Source organism: Candidatus Thermoplasmatota archaeon, from assembly GCA_030018475.1.
Lineage (GTDB): Archaea > Thermoplasmatota > JASEFT01 > JASEFT01 > JASEFT01 > JASEFT01.
Window position 1 is genome coordinate 10,205 of the sequence record JASEFT010000014.1, and the last position, 14,719, is coordinate 24,923.

Sequence of the window (14,719 nt, forward strand, 5' to 3'; positions counted from 1 at the left end):
TCATAGCGGAAGCTATGGGTAGCAAGATCGCTGAGATTAGGAGAATATCGGGTGTGAAAAGTACCGAAACTTTAGTTTGCATAAAAAGAGTTGAAAAATAGAAATTGCACCTTTTCGGGCTGTTTTTGAGTGGAAGCTATGGCTCAACGCTCTAAAAATTTAACTCTCAATAGCTTTCTCTTCCTTAGGTGGTGCTTCAGCTGCAAAAACACCTTCCGCCTCGCTCTTCCTTATCTCGATCCTTCTCAAAGGATAGATACTCTTGCAGCTATTGAACAATTTAGTAGTAAGTTCGCCTGAAATAATAGCTTTAATGAGCTCACTAAAAGTTTTGGCTTTAGCATTTTCTTCGATTACTTTCTGCATTATGTTTTTAATAGCAAGCTCTTGAGAAGACTGCAATTCACGCTCTGCAATTGCTAAAGGCTTAATTCTTAGCTTGCAATTATCGCTTGTCAGTACATCGCATACTATATCAAGTTTAGCTTTTCTCCGCCTAGTTAAACGCCGCACATAATCGTTTGAAAGTTCATGACCTATAAATCTTGTAGATGCCTCGCTGCCTCTTACCTCGTTTATTTGAAAATACAACTTGAAATACCCTTTAGTAACATCCCCTGTAAGATCTTGAGCTGTGGTTTCTAAAACTCTACCTTTTAGCTTTTCTGGCGTATCTGCTATTGTCTCGCCTAAAGTTGCGTTATCAAACATTGCTGGCGCTATTACTTTATACCAGCTCTTTAACTTCCATTTGTCTTTAGGCTTCTTGGTAGCCTTTTTCTCAGGCATAGCCTATCACTTCTTAGGAGTTATTCTCTTAATACCTGTAAAAGCTCTTAATACTTTAGGTACTACAACAGAGCCATCTGCTTGCTGATAGTTTTCAAGAATTGCTACAAGCGTTCTTTGAATTGCTATTGCAGTGCTGTTGAGTGTATGCACAAACTTAGTACCTTCTTTGGTGCGATATCTTATATTTAACCTACGAGCTTGATAGTCTGTGCAGTTAGAGCATGACACTATCTCTCTGTACTCGTTCTGAGCAGGCATCCAAGCTTCTAAATCGTAAGTTTTAGCACTTACTTTACCCAAATCTGTGGAGCATAGAGATACAACTCTATATGGTATTTCTAGTTTCTGATAGAGCTCTTCTGCATTTGCTATTAATTTTTCATGCCATTGCCATGTTTCACTTGGCTTGCAAAACACAAATTGCTCTACTTTATCAAACTGCCTTACTCTAAATATCCCTTTAGTATCTTTACCATGCGCGCCAGCCTCTTTCCTGAAATTAGTACTATAGCCCACATAGCATTTAGGCATATCTTTTTCTTCAAATACTTCGTTCATATGATAAGCAAGTAGAGTATGCTCTGCAGTAGCAATTAAATAAAGATCTTCGTTCTCTAGTTTATAAATTACGTTTTCGAAATCAGCTAAATCTATTGCGCCTTGAATAGCCTCTTTTCTTAAAAGGAAAGGCGTCTCCATGGCTATAAAACCTTTACTCACAAGCTCTTTTACAGTAAATGTAACGAGCGCTAAAGCAATTTGGAAAAGCTCGTTTTTTAAATAATAAAACCTAGCTCCTGTAGCTCTTGCAGCTCTTTCTATGTCTCCTATATCAAGCAACTCGAGCAATTCTACATGGCTTCTAGCCTTGAATTTTAGTTTTCTAGGTGCACTCCACTCTCGCACAACCACATTTTTAGTTCCTATTGGTACTGTTTCGTGCAATAGGTTAGGGATGCGAAGTAATAGCTCATTTCTCTTAGCGCTGAGCTCATTTAACCTCCCTTCTAAAAACTCTATTTTTTCGTTAAACTCTTTCATTCTCAAAATTTCATTTTCAGCAGATACGCCCTTTTTCTTTAACTCCGCGACCTTCTGGGCAGTTATATTTCTCAGATTCCTTAATTTATCAAGTTCTATTCTGCAAGCTCTTAAATCTTTGTCGCATTGGATAAGCTCATCTAAAGGTGCCTTTACATTGCGCTTAGCCAGCATATCTTTTACCAGCTCAGAATGCTCTCTTATAAGTTTAATATCAAGCATGCCAGTAAATTGCTATTGCGTTTTATAAAACTATCGACTCTAACTCGGAAGTTTTAAGTATCTACAGAAATTTTCATTTTATTAGATGGTAAGGAAATATTCCTATCGCGAAGCGCCCACCCCACAAGGGCTGAAAGGTATGGAGCACGGCACTTTAAAACATTTTGATATAGAGATGTTTTCTAATTTGAACACAGGCGTACTTGAGCAGTATTTAGAGGAGAAGAATAGAGTTGAGGGATTTATTGGCAAGCCTTTCTTGTGGAAGCGCGTGATAGTAGGGCTTGTTATAGGCACTATTTTCGCAGTAATTACAGAATATGTCGGTCTAAAAGTAGGTATTGCAATTAGTGGTGGGTGGTATATAGTCTATATTATAGGACTTGCTCTTAGATGGGGCGCTAGAGAAGTGAATATAGCAGCAGGAGCTTCTACCGGCGCTACCTACATTGCTACTGGTTTTATATTTACATTTCCAGCACTTTATCTTTTAAGCGAGCTTTCTAAGCACGAACAATACGCTTTAGCAGGTGGTAGATATCTTATAACTCAAGCTGAGGTGCAAGGTGCACTTGTACCTGCACTTCTAGCTACAATTATAGCAGGCTTTATAGGCGTACTCTATTTTATTATTTTCAGGAGAATATGGCTGATTGAAGATCCCTTGCATGTGCCTGGCGTAGAAGCCAACATAAAACTTTTAGACATGAGTCATTCTATTTCTAAAGGCGCTATGGAAGAGGCAAAAAAAGCGCTTAAACTAGTTTGCTCTGCTATGGGCATTACTATGTTGTTCACTTTTTTCAGGGACTTTCCTGTAACGAAAATGGAACAAAGTTATGCTTATTATGGTGCTTATGGAGCAGCGGAAGCATCTACGTTTGATTGGCTTTTCAAAGGGAGCGCTGCCTACGATAAAGGCACTGTTTTAATACCTTACGAATATGACAAAGCGCTCTATACCCATATAGACTTCGGGCTTATACCTATTCAGCTAGGCATAGGCTGGTTTATGAAATTCAGAGTTGCTTTATTAGTGTCTTTGGGAACTCTCTTACAATGGTTTATTATCGTACCTTTAGCTCTTTTATTAGCGACTCCAGTCTATGCTACAGTAGGTGGGGCAACTGGTTTTTGGTCTCCTCATATATTCTTCTTCCCCTCCGCTGCCTGCACCCCAGCACTAGTAACGTTTAGTAAAATAGGGAGATTGATTGCAATAGGCGCTATTTTAGGCGGTGGTATTACCGGGCTACTCAAAATGGCACCTGCATTTAAGAGTGCAGCTGCGGATGTGATTAAAACAAAAGGTGTAGAAAGAAGAGATTTTATTATAGGGAGAGGCTGGTACGAATGGCCTGTAACTCACATAAAAGCCATGCTTGTATTAACGCTGATTTTAGTTCTGTTAGTATTTTTGCTGAGCGGGTTCGGGCTGGGACCTTCACTGTTAGTCCCAGTGCTGCTAGTGCTAACTACATTCTTCTTCGGCGCTATTGCAGTTAAAGTCATGGGAGAGACAGGTAGCGAGCCTGTTTCTGGAACTTCCTTTTTGGTGTTACTATTGTTAATAGGCGGTTTGCTAGCACTTCGTACACCTCCAAGTACCACTGCTGTAATAGCTATTATAGGAACGACTGTATTTGCAGGCGCTATTTCTATGAGCGGCGATATTATATGGGATTTCAAGTCAGGTCTCTACTGTGGCAATCGTCCCTATCATTTAATGAAGGGCGAGCTTATAGGTATTGTGCCAGGCGCAATTGCAGGAATGGTGGGCGCAATAATACTTTCAGAAGGTCTTGCTACTAAGCAATTACCTTTAATTGCGCCTCAAGCCCATGCATTTGCAACTACTATACAAGTAATTCTTAGCGGTGAGACTGGCATTCAAACCATCCAACTTCTTATACTCGGCGGGGCTATAGGCATATTCGCAGAACTTATGACTGGTATGGGTACTGCTTTTGGACTTGGTATGTACTTTCCACTATCCCTGACTTTACCTATGCTTTTGGGAGGAGGTCTGCGCGATCTATGGGAGAAGAAAAGTTTGGAGCCTAGAGCTAAAGCTGAAAAATGGGACGAGCGCACAAGAACTTTGAAAGTAATAGATACTTATATGATTGCTACAGGCCTAATTGTAGGAGAAGCTATTATGGGAACAATAGTGGCAATTTATATTATGATGATATTATGAAAGCTAAAACAAGAGAGCTGGTTTTGAAAATTATCGCTGTTCTTACTATCCTATTTCTTGTATTCTCAATATTTGCAATTCTAATGCTGCGATAATAACCTTTCACGACTTAGGACTTTTTTTCACTCCCAGAGTTACTTTTTCGCCGTCGATATCCCAGACTTTGACTAAGCCACTCATAGACTTGAAATTAATTGTTTCAGAGCGCGTCTCCCTCCTAATATACTCAAGCCATTTTTCGCAAGCGTTAGTCACAGTAGCGCTGGCTTCAATCCAAACCTCAATATAATCTTCTACATTCAAATTCAGCTCCTTGCGCATAGTTTGTATTCTGCGCACAAGTTCTCTAGCCAAGCCTTCTAACTTTAACTCAGGAGTAATTTCCGTATCTATATAAACAGTACCGTAAGTGAAATTTAAAGATACACATTTCTCAGTAATCTCACCGAACTCTAAATTTTTAGAGTTTGTTTGATCTAATAACATAGATTCTAAAGATTTTAGTGCATTAGCAACCTCTGCGCTAGTTTTAACTACTACTCTCTTTATAGGATATCTTAATTTTATATTTGCTTTCTGCCTGGCACTCGCAACAGTTTCCGTAACTTCGCGTACTAGCGCTACTTGCGATTCTAAAGTTTTGTCTATAATACTTTCATCAACTTTAGGCCAACTCTCTAAATGCACTGAGCCCAAATTTCCGCACATATTAAGATAGATTTCATCGCTGACAAAAGGTACAACCGGCGCTAGAAGTTTAGTTGTAGTAATCAAAGCTTCGTATAGAGTTTTGTAAACTGCAATTTTATCATTAGTTTTTTCCTCTAGCCAGGTTCTATCTCTGACTAAGCGCACATACCATCTTGAAAGGTCATCAAGAACGAATTTTTCAATTGCTCTGCAGACTTTGTGTAGATTATAATTTTTGAACTCGTCATTAAAAACTTGCTTTAAAGATTCCACTCTTGACAGTAGCCATCTATCTTCAGGTTTTAAATGCTCCTGCACTATATTAATATCTAAATTTTCAAATTTATCCAGTGCCATATAAGTTGTAGCAAACACGTATACATTCCAAAGCATATTCAGCATACGATTCGCATTTCTTACGCCGTCCCATGAGAAGGGCTGGTCTTCCCAAACTGGTGAGTTACTGAGTAGATAAAATCTAAGAGCATCTGTACCATATTTTTCTATGACTTCTTCGGGCGTTATAACATTGCCAAGACTCTTAGACATTGCAACTCCTTTCTCATCCAGTGCCCAGCCATGTACTAAAACAGTTCTGTAAGGAGCTCTATTGAGCGCAATTACAGATGCGACAAGTTGCGAATAGAACCAGCCTCGAGTTTGATCGTGAGCTTCGGTAATGAACTCGCAAGGCCACCAGCGACTGAATTCTTCGTTATTTTTAGGATAGTTTAGCTGAGCCCAAGAGCATACTGCAGAATCAAGCCAAACATCGACAACGTCATTTACACGGAGCATGTTCGCACGACATTTATCGCATTCTAATATTACTTTATCTATCCAGGGTCTGTGGAGCTCTTGAGCTCCAAGCTCTTCACGCGAAGTTACTATCTTCAAATTACTGCATTTTTCGCAAACCCAGATAGGTAGAGGAATGCCCCAGTAGCGCTGCCTTGATATACACCAATCTCTAGCGCTGGATACCCACTCTTTAAATCTGCTCAATCCTGCCCACTCAGGATACCATTTCACTTTTTCAAGTTCTTCCAGCATTTTTTCTTTTACAGCAGTAACTTTAAGGAACCATTGCTTTGTAGCGCGGTAAATTATAGGTGTGGAGCATCGCCAGCAGTGTCCATACCTGTGTATTACGTAATCACTGGCTAAAAGAAGGTTCTTACGCTTTAAATCTTCAATTATTATAGAATTCGCATCTTTGATATTTAGACCTGCGTATTTACCGGCTTGGCTATCGAAACTACCGCTTCCTAATACTAGGCTAAGGGGCTCAAGACCGTATTTTTCACCAGCTTCAAAATCTTCTTCGCCGTGCCCTGGCGCTATATGCACTAAGCCTGTGTTCTCAGAAGTAACGAAGTCAGCAAGTATAACTTTATGCACTCTATCTTTATGGATTGGCACTTCCTCAGCTAACGGGTGAATATAATCTAATCCTTCTATGTCCCTCCCTTTATATCTTTTTAAAATTTGGTATCTCTCATAATTGCTTATTCTCATCACATCTTCAAGCCTTTCTTCTACTAAAATCAAAGTATCTCTATCGTCGAATTTAGCTTCCACATAGTTAAATTCAGGATGTACTGCAACAGCTAAATTAGCAGGGAGTGTCCAAGGTGTTGTGGTCCATACCAGCAAAAATCCAGCTCGGTCTCTCAATTTGAATTTAACATAGATGCTATAATCTTTTTCATCCCAGTATTCTATCTCAGCATCAGCTAGCGCGGTTTCGCAGCGAGGGCACCATGTTAATACACGAAGTGCTCGAAACAAAAGCTGTTTTCCATAAGCTTTTTTTAAAGTCCACCATGCACTCTCAATATAATTGTTTGTAATTGTAAGATAAGGCTTATTCCAGTCCAGCCAAACACCGAGGGCACTGAACTGACTGGTCATTTTATGCATACATTCCAGAGCAAACTCTTTGCATTTACTAACAAATCTCTCCACTCCAAAAGTTTCTATTTCCTTCTTGTTTCTTATATTGAGAGTTTTTTCTACCTGCACTTCTATAGGTAAGCCATGCATATCATAGCCGGGTTGATCGCGCACGTTAAAATTATTCATTCTCAAATATCTGATAACAACATCTTTAATGATTTTGTTCCAAGCAGTGCCTAAGTGCACAGAGCCTGAGGTATAGGGAGGGCCATCAATAAAATAATAATCCTTACCTCTTTCGTGTTTTTTCTTTACCTTCTCGTAAATATTATTCTCAGCCCAGTAATTAGCGATTTTTCGCTCTAAAGCTTTAAAGTCGTATTTGCCGGATGCTTGCCTTACCATTATGCGCGTATATAGCGTTTAAAATATTTTTGTTTTTCGCCCTGCCTCTTCGCTACAAACAAAACCCAGAGCACGAATAACGTTAATATTATCGCCAAATGACCGTATTTCCAGTAAATGTAATGGCTATACCACATAGCATCCTCACCAACCCGCAGTGCAATAGGGTAGAGCACTAATATTCTAATAAGATTCTCAATAAAAAGCACTGCTCCTAGAGTTGCGATCCATTTGAGCTTTAGCTTGCGCGGTACACCTCTAAACCCTGTGATAAGAGCGGAAATAAATACAATTTCGTGTATTCCTGCGCAAGGCGCTTGAATACTCATAGAAAGTTCTCCATTTCTGAATTGATGAGAGCAATAGGAAATATCAAGCTCGTTTTTTATCTCTATTGGATAGCCTAAAGCTCTGTGAACGAAGTGAACAATTCTTACTTCTAAAACCTGTATTGGATAAAGTGAGTTAGAAGGCTCTACGTTTGCGACTTTAGGTATTACTACCTCAGTAGCTAAAAGAAACACAGCTTCAAACAAGAGGAGAGTAACAAGCACAGCAATAATGTTCACAAAGAAAGTATGATACGTGCTCCTGCGCTCAAAATCTGCAATTTTTTTCCTTATGAATTGAGTCTTATCTTTAATAATTTTTTTAAGCTTCATTGCGTTGCAGAGGGCCGGGACCGAGATTTTCAACGAGCGATTAGCTCGGTTTGAACTCGGGTCTAGGGATCCACAGTCCCACAGGATACCAGGCTACCCCATCCCGGCCTTCTCTCTCCAACAAGAATATGGGATTTTTAGGATATATCATTTGCTTGTCAAAAAATTTTATATCTTCTCATTACTATATCTAATACCGTCTGGAGGAATAGGAGATGGAAGTAGTAATAACATCCGCGGTTCGTACTGCGGTAGGAAAGTTTGAAGGTTCGTTAAGAGATTTTCCTGCACCACAGCTCGGCAGTTTGGTGATTAAAGAGGCTTTGAAAAGGAGTAATTTATCTCCTGAGCAGGTTAATGAAGTAATAATGGGACTTGTCGTTAGCGCTGGGCTAGGGCAAAATCCAGCGAGGCAAGCTTCGTTAGGTGCAGGAATACCTAAAAATGTAGGGGCTTTCACTATAAACAAAGTCTGTGGCTCAGGCTTGAAAGCAGTAATGCTTGCAGCGCAGGCTATAAAAGTGGGGGATGCTAAGATTGTAGTTGCAGGCGGTATGGAGAACATGACTAGAGGACCTTATTTACTTGACAAAGCGCGCTCCGGTTATAGGCTTGGTGACGGAAAAATTATAGATGCAATGGTCTTAGATGGCCTTTGGGATATTTATAATAACTTTCATATGGGTATTACTGGCGAAAGAATTGCGGAAAGATTTAAACTTACAAGAGACGAAATAGATAGATTCGCGTTAAGGAGCCATCAATTAGCTGCAAAAGCAACTAAGGAAGGTAAATTCAAATCTGAAATTTTGCCAATTGAGATACCTCAAAAGAAAGGTCCTGCGATAGTTTTCGATAAAGATGAAGGTATAAGAGAAGACACTTCTATTGAGGCGCTTTCTAAGTTGAAGCCTGTGTTTAAACCTGACGGTATGATTACTGCTGGCAACGCATCACAGATAAGCGACGGCGCTAGTGCACTTGTTGTGATGAGTTCTGAGGAAGCAAATGCACTTGGATTAAAGCCTTTAGTTAAAATTGTAGATTATCACACTTCTGGCGTAGAGCCTGAAAATGTAATGGAAGCTCCTATACCTACTGTTAAAGAGTTACTTGCTAAAACCGGCTTTGCAATTGAAGATATAGATTTGATAGAGCACAACGAAGCTTTTGCTAGCGCTAGTGTCGTTATTCAAAGAGAGTTCGAGATACCTGACGATAAATTTAATGTTCACGGTGGCGCTGTAGCGCTAGGCCATCCAATAGGAGCTAGCGGGGCTAGAGTTTTAACTACTCTCATTTACGCTCTTAAAGATAGAAACAAAAAGAGAGGTCTTGCAACTCTATGTTTAGGCGGAGGTAATGCTGTTGCTATGATTGTTGAAAGATTGTGAAGAGGTTGATAAATATGGAGATAACTAAAATAGGTGTAATAGGCGCTGGCGTTATGGGGCACGGTATTGCTTTAGTTAGTGCGCAAGCAGGCTATCAAGTGATAATAAGAGATATAGATGACAAATTTGTAAAAAGCGGCATCGATAGAATAGATAAATTTTTAGCTAAGGGTGTAGAGAAGGGCAAGTTGAGTGAAAATGAAAAGGAAGAAATAATGAAAAGAATAAAAGGTACCGTTGATCTGGAGCATGTAAAAGATTGTGAGGTAATAATAGAAGCGATTGTAGAAAATGTTGATGAGAAGAAGAAATTGTTTAGAGAGCTTGATGCTATTTGCAAGCCTTACTGCATTTTCGCAAGCAATACTTCTACAATACCTATTACGGAGTTAGCAAGCGCTACTAAAAGGCAAGCTCAATTTATAGGGATGCATTTTATGAATCCTGTACCTTTAATGAAATTAGTCGAGGTTGTAAAAGGCTTACGAACAAGCGAAGAGACTGCTAAAACAATTAAAGAGCTTGCCGAGAAAATGGGCAAAGTACCTATAGAAGTTAACGATTACCCAGGCTTTGTGAGTAACAGACTTCTTATGCCAATGATCAATGAAGCTGCTTATTGTGTAATGGAAGGGGTTGCAACCAAAGAAGCTATAGATAGCGTTATGAAGCTCGGTATGAATCATCCAATGGGCCCTTTAGAGCTTGCAGATTTAATAGGCTTAGACACTTGCCTTTATATAATGGATGTGCTCTATAAAGGGTTCAACGACTCCAAGTACAGGCCATGCCCTTTGCTTAAAAAAATGGTCTCAGCAGGCTACTTAGGTAGGAAATCAGGCAAAGGGTTCTACGAATACAAGTAGCAATTTATTTTTTTGCAATGTACTCAGTACCGAACCTTATTTCATCAAAAGAGCATTCTATGTAGCTTGGAGTAATCGATTTCCTAAATCTGCAGTGCTCACAACCTTTAGAGTCTACAATCATCCCTGCGCCAGGACAGAATATTTTACCTTCTTTGATTCCTACTTTTAGCATAAACTCACCAAATACTATAATTGCTAGTAGGGTATTAAAGATTTTTTATTGGCTGGAAAGATAGTCTACGAGTTTAGGCGTGATTATAACATTTCCACCAATTATAGGATAGCCATAAGGGAGAATTATCGAGTAGCTGTTATCAAATAAGATTTCAAGCTCGTCAGCAATGTCAATATCTTTCAATCCCATGCCTAGATAGACAAGTTTTGCAACAAACGCAGCAATATCTATAGAAAGCTGAGACTTACCTAAATTTCTAGCTTTGGTATCTGACTTTTTTAATCTATCAGTAATTAAGAGTTTGGTTTTGCCTGTGAGTTTTTCATTGCCTAGAATTCCGCCTATCACAATTTCTTCAATACCATCGTAATCGGCTCTGGTTAGTGCCCTTTTAGCTAAAGGATCTAAAACAATCCTTTTTTTATGCTCGAGCTCAATAACACTTTCTTCCAGCACTTCTACATTACTAAGCTTTCTAAGGCACTCTTTCAATTTAGCGTCTTTTACATTTGTAAATATTACTTTATCCCAGAGCTCAGTACAGTGCCTATATTCGAGTTCGAGCCACTTTGAGTAAGGCTCTAAATTCTCTACGATGAGTTTTACTTTTTCTTCGCTCATTTTATAAAGCCTTTAAGTCTTTTTATAGCTTCTAATTTTTCTCTGCTACCTACTTTAGCCTCTTCTATACCTTGCTCTAATACTGCAATAGTCTCATCCATTATTTTTCTATCTACAGGATAAGGCACTCCGTCTTTACCGCCAACCGCAAAAGAATATTTAACAGGGTCTTGCCAAGATGGCTTCTCATTATAAACAAGGTCTGAGATTAATGCAAGAGCACGTACAGTTTTAGGGCCTATCCCCCTAATTGCTAGAAGCTCTTCGTAATTGCTTGGCTGAATGTCGTAAGCTCTTTTTACAGAATCCCAGTTAATGTTTTTAGGCATTTCTAAAAGCGCTAATCTTTTAGTATTTAGCACGCGGAAATTCTCAAGACCTTTCTGGTAAGGCTTACGAATCGATTTTATTAAATTCTCTAGCTTTTTAGGATTTTCTTTTACTAAATCCACACTCAGTTTTCTAGCTCCTTCACTCATGCGCGAGGTCATATTCAGCACTTTTCTCAATTTTGTATCCCCGAGTATTGAAGTGTGAGGCTCAATAACTAGATCCTTTATATTTTCAGATAGCCAATGATATCTGCGCGCAGTCTGCTCAGCTGGATACATACCCTGCTGTACAACAGCCCATTTGCCACTCTTCGTTACGAAGAAAGAATGGTGATAGAGCCGATGCCTATCTTGCAAAGCGGCATTATCTACCTTAGCGGTTATTCTACTTGTATATTTATATTTCTCAGCATCTAAATCAAAAAAACTTGCTATTGCCTCTATATCTTCAGGCGCTTTTCTACTTACCTTTCCTTTACCACCTGCAACCGCCACACCATGTTCGTCGTGTTTTAAAGCTAGTTTAAGAGCGCCGCATGTAACTGTAGTAGTGCCACTGGAGTGCCAATCAAAGCCCAGCACACAAGCAAATGATTGGAACCAGAAAGGGTCTGAAATTTTACGAAGAAATTCTTCTGCTGAATGCTCTTCCACAATAACACTTGCTATACTACTTGCAAGCTTCACCATTTTTTGGAATAGCCATCTTGGCGCGGTGCCGTAGTGCAACGGCAATTTTGCAATGCCGGTAGGATAATGATGCATTTGAGATAAATTAGCTAGCTGGGTATTAAAGATTCTTCAGCTTTCAGTACTTCCGAAGGTTTACTAAAATATTGTTTCTTTTACCGTTCAGTAATTAGAAGATAGCATCTATTGAGTTTGCTACCCTTATTTTAACAGCTAATTTTTGTTTCAGAAGTTGTGATTCTGGCTGGATTTTAGATATCCAGAGATAGCCTCTGCTATGCCTTGTCCGACTCGCCACCCCTTTTTCTCCTCTCCCCCAAACTACTAATCCACAAGCTCAATACATTCTCTGAGTATTTTCTTAAGCTTGTTTAGTGTGAATCTTTTATAGACTTTGGTCCAAGGCGGCTTTAATATTCTCAGTAGAGTCCAAAAATTGTAAAGCAAGACTGAGAGAAACATAAGTAGTAGGCGAGCCACATAGCTCACTGAGCATGTTTTACCCAAAACTTTGTCTTTAACTCTATAGCCTGTTTCTATGCCCCATCTTTTTCTATATAACCGACATTTCGCACATCGATGTTTTGAACCTTAGCTAAACCTTTATGAACAACGTATGGGATACCTGTTAAGGGGAGAGGATCAGATAAGATTAATAGGTTGGGATGGGCGTGTTGCAACAAGATATAGAACAATTTTTCACAAAACGATTAGGTTCTACTATTGTAGTAAAGAGATTTTTGGATAGATTGAACGTAAAAGAGACCGTAGATAGCATTTGCAGGAAAGAAAAGTACGATGATTTAACACACGGTGATGTTTTTGAGATTCTCGTGCTAAATCGTTTACAATCACCAAAACCATTGTATGAGATTGAAGAGTGGGCAAAGAAAACAATAGTGAGTGATATTTACAAAGTAGACCCTAAGAGGCTCAATGATGACGTTATCGGTAGAACCCTGGATGCAGTTTCTGAGAATCTAGAGAAGATATATGGAGAGATTGCACTCAATGCCGCACGAAAGCACAATATAAAACTAGACCTCATATACTATGATGTCACTTCGATATACTTTGAGGGTGAGATGAAAAAGTGTGAGCAGGCAAAGCTTGGATATAACAGAGATGAGAAAGTTGGTAAGAAACAGATTAACCTGGGATTAAATGTTTCTGGTGAAGGGGCGGTACCTTTACACTATGATGTTTATGACGGTAACACTCCGGATATAAAGACCGTTATGAAAAACATGCAGGCATTGAAAAGTAAATTAAAACCTAGCAAATTACTAATAATCCAAGATAGAGGTACAGTCTCCAAAGATGTTTTGATTAAAATCGAGGAAGACGGTATAAGATTTATAGTAGGACTAGCAAGAACTGAAAAACTCAGAGATTTCCTGTTAAATTTGGACCTCTCAAAGTTCAAGGAAGTGAAAAAGGGATTCAAAACACTAGATACAAAATACACATTTGGTAAAGAGTACAGAGCAATCATCGTGTATAGCAACAAACTCGAAGATAGAAGAAGGAAAGCTAGAAATAAACAACTAGAAAGATTGGAAAAAGATTTAAAAAAAATCAACAGTAAACTAAATACTGGCAAACACAAAAATAGAGATTATGTTAAAGAAAGATTAGTAAAACTAAGCATCAAACATAAGAACGTATGGAAATACTATAAACCATCTCTGGAAAGCAGTGAGGGGCAACTCAGCATGAAATACGAGTTGAATAAAACGCTCCTCCAAAAAGATGAAAGAATAGATGGGATGTACGTACTAATAACAAATGATTACGATTACACACCAGAGGAGGTATTAGAAAGATACAAAGGTAATATCTCCATAGAAAATAGAGTGAAGGTTCTGAAAAGCACCTTGAAAATTAGACCAATATTTCTCCATAAAGAAAACAGAATTAAAGCATTGGTCATGATTACTATCATAGCACTTATGATATATTCTATCATAGAACTACTTTGCAAACGTAAAGGCATGAAAATGAGTGCAAGGAAGGTACTTCGTAAATTCGAATATCTCTCAGTTGGATACATCAAGGCCAAACATCAAAAGGATTGGATTATAAAAATTCAAGACCCCTGGCCTGAAGAGAAATTCCTGCTTGAAATACTAGATGTCGATTTGCAATCGATTTGCTGTGTAAAGAAATGAACAGGGAGTAATATAAAAAGCTCATTCTGCAAAAGAAATTGTGTTTTCTCCAGTCTCCTAAATAATTATTTGCGAAAAACTGCTTGCAATCTCTGATTTACTCAAAACTTTTATCAATTTTATCGCTCATCTGCGAAAAAATCGGAATAATGTGAATTTTGTAGCCAAAATATTCTTTATTTCTGATTTTAGTCCATCTTGCATAATGGTCGTTTCTGGTTGCAAGAGTTATAGTGGAATCTACAGCAACCATATCAGATTGCATCACGCCCATGTCTACTAATTGCTGTAGTAATATCCTAAAAACCTCTGCAAAAGTATCAATACCTATCCTCTCTAGAAAATCAGAGAAAGAAGTATAGTCGGGCTCTTTCTTTTTAAACCCGAGCAACCTTCTCCAGAACTTATCTCGTCTAAGAAATGCTTCTATGTCACGAGTTGAGTAATCTTTTACGAGCATTAAAACCATTGACAAAATCATGCCTACCGGGCTGTTTGGTGGTCTTCCAGGTTTACCCTGCTTGTATTTATATTTAGAATGCAATACCCATTTTAT

The 14,719-nt window shown here is 38.7% G+C and carries 12 protein-coding genes and 1 tRNA gene; 4 read left to right on the forward strand and 9 right to left on the reverse strand.

Annotation, left to right across the window (positions count from 1 at the left end; genetic code table 11):
• Positions 1-159: 159 nt before the first annotated feature.
• Together QMD21_03120 and serS are read right to left on the reverse strand one after the other, a co-directional pair.
• Positions 160-789: a 30S ribosomal protein S3ae gene (locus QMD21_03120; GenBank protein ID MDI6855761.1), complete on the reverse strand. Its 630-nt coding sequence runs from the start codon at positions 787-789 to the stop codon at positions 160-162.
• A 6-nt stretch (positions 790-795) separates the two neighbouring features.
• Positions 796-2,055: a serine--tRNA ligase gene (gene serS / locus QMD21_03125; protein MDI6855762.1), complete on the reverse strand. Its 1,260-nt coding sequence runs from the start codon at positions 2,053-2,055 to the stop codon at positions 796-798.
• Positions 2,056-2,140: 85 nt separating this feature from the next.
• On the opposite strand from serS, the gene QMD21_03130 reads away from it, so the two are divergent.
• Positions 2,141-4,255 (forward strand): OPT/YSL family transporter, encoded by a 2,115-nt coding sequence (locus QMD21_03130; GenBank protein MDI6855763.1) that lies wholly within the window; start codon positions 2,141-2,143, stop codon positions 4,253-4,255.
• Positions 4,256-4,357: 102 nt separating this feature from the next.
• Here the strand turns inward: QMD21_03130 and ileS are convergent, their stop codons facing one another.
• From ileS to QMD21_03145, 3 genes are all read right to left on the reverse strand, one after another.
• Complete coding sequence (gene ileS / locus QMD21_03135; GenBank protein MDI6855764.1) at positions 4,358-7,249, reverse strand: isoleucine--tRNA ligase; 2,892 nt, start codon at positions 7,247-7,249, stop codon at positions 4,358-4,360.
• Positions 7,249-7,911 (reverse strand): exosortase/archaeosortase family protein, encoded by a 663-nt coding sequence (locus tag QMD21_03140; GenBank protein ID MDI6855765.1) that lies wholly within the window; start codon positions 7,909-7,911, stop codon positions 7,249-7,251. The genes ileS and QMD21_03140 overlap by 1 nt, the downstream gene beginning before the upstream one ends.
• Before the next feature lie 12 nt (positions 7,912-7,923).
• A tRNA-His gene (locus tag QMD21_03145) sits at positions 7,924-8,019 on the reverse strand.
• Between the two features lie 107 nt (positions 8,020-8,126).
• Between QMD21_03145 and QMD21_03150 the strand changes: the two genes are divergently transcribed.
• Positions 8,127-9,305 carry an acetyl-CoA C-acetyltransferase gene (locus QMD21_03150; protein ID MDI6855766.1) on the forward strand — a complete coding sequence of 393 codons (1,179 nt, stop codon included), beginning with the start codon at positions 8,127-8,129 and terminating at the stop codon, positions 9,303-9,305.
• A gap of 14 nt (positions 9,306-9,319) precedes the next feature.
• Complete coding sequence (locus QMD21_03155) at positions 9,320-10,171, forward strand: 3-hydroxybutyryl-CoA dehydrogenase (GenBank protein ID MDI6855767.1); 852 nt, start codon at positions 9,320-9,322, stop codon at positions 10,169-10,171.
• A gap of 4 nt (positions 10,172-10,175) precedes the next feature.
• Here QMD21_03155 and QMD21_03160 read toward each other — a convergent pair whose 3' ends face one another.
• From QMD21_03160 to QMD21_03170, 3 genes are read right to left on the reverse strand one after another with little or no spacing between them, the layout of a single operon-like run.
• The gene (locus QMD21_03160; GenBank protein MDI6855768.1) at positions 10,176-10,346 is read right to left on the reverse strand and encodes a hypothetical protein; all 171 of its coding nucleotides are present in this window, start codon (positions 10,344-10,346) and stop codon (positions 10,176-10,178) included.
• Positions 10,347-10,391: 45 nt separating this feature from the next.
• Positions 10,392-10,970, reverse strand: coding sequence for a hypothetical protein (locus QMD21_03165; protein MDI6855769.1), 579 nt, complete (start codon positions 10,968-10,970; stop codon positions 10,392-10,394).
• The gene (locus QMD21_03170; protein ID MDI6855770.1) at positions 10,967-12,067 is read right to left on the reverse strand and encodes a DUF763 domain-containing protein; all 1,101 of its coding nucleotides are present in this window, start codon (positions 12,065-12,067) and stop codon (positions 10,967-10,969) included. The genes QMD21_03165 and QMD21_03170 overlap by 4 nt, the downstream gene beginning before the upstream one ends.
• Positions 12,068-12,657: 590 nt before the next feature.
• Between QMD21_03170 and QMD21_03175 the strand changes: the two genes are divergently transcribed.
• Positions 12,658-14,163, forward strand: coding sequence for an IS1634 family transposase (locus QMD21_03175; protein MDI6855771.1), 1,506 nt, complete (start codon positions 12,658-12,660; stop codon positions 14,161-14,163).
• A gap of 97 nt (positions 14,164-14,260) precedes the next feature.
• Here the strand turns inward: QMD21_03175 and QMD21_03180 are convergent.
• On the reverse strand, positions 14,261-14,719 hold a 459-nt coding region (locus QMD21_03180; protein MDI6855772.1), incomplete at its 5' end, for a transposase.

What these genes read in the sequence shown, in the direction of transcription:
- QMD21_03155 (MDI6855767.1), top strand. Translation starts at nt 9,320, where the DNA reads ATGGAGATAACTAAAATAGGTGTAATAGGCGCTGGCGTTATGGGGCAC.
- QMD21_03175 (MDI6855771.1), top strand. Translation starts at nt 12,658, where the DNA reads ATGGGCGTGTTGCAACAAGATATAGAACAATTTTTCACAAAACGATTA.
- serS (MDI6855762.1), bottom strand. Translation starts at nt 2,055, where the DNA reads ATGCTTGATATTAAACTTATAAGAGAGCATTCTGAGCTGGTAAAAGAT.
- QMD21_03120 (MDI6855761.1), bottom strand. Translation starts at nt 789, where the DNA reads ATGCCTGAGAAAAAGGCTACCAAGAAGCCTAAAGACAAATGGAAGTTA.
- ileS (MDI6855764.1), bottom strand. Translation starts at nt 7,249, where the DNA reads ATGGTAAGGCAAGCATCCGGCAAATACGACTTTAAAGCTTTAGAGCGA.
- QMD21_03130 (MDI6855763.1), top strand. Translation starts at nt 2,141, where the DNA reads ATGGTAAGGAAATATTCCTATCGCGAAGCGCCCACCCCACAAGGGCTG.
- QMD21_03140 (MDI6855765.1), bottom strand. Translation starts at nt 7,911, where the DNA reads ATGAAGCTTAAAAAAATTATTAAAGATAAGACTCAATTCATAAGGAAA.
- QMD21_03160 (MDI6855768.1), bottom strand. Translation starts at nt 10,346, where the DNA reads ATGCTAAAAGTAGGAATCAAAGAAGGTAAAATATTCTGTCCTGGCGCA.
- QMD21_03165 (MDI6855769.1), bottom strand. Translation starts at nt 10,970, where the DNA reads ATGAGCGAAGAAAAAGTAAAACTCATCGTAGAGAATTTAGAGCCTTAC.
- QMD21_03150 (MDI6855766.1), top strand. Translation starts at nt 8,127, where the DNA reads ATGGAAGTAGTAATAACATCCGCGGTTCGTACTGCGGTAGGAAAGTTT.
- QMD21_03170 (MDI6855770.1), bottom strand. Translation starts at nt 12,067, where the DNA reads ATGCATCATTATCCTACCGGCATTGCAAAATTGCCGTTGCACTACGGC.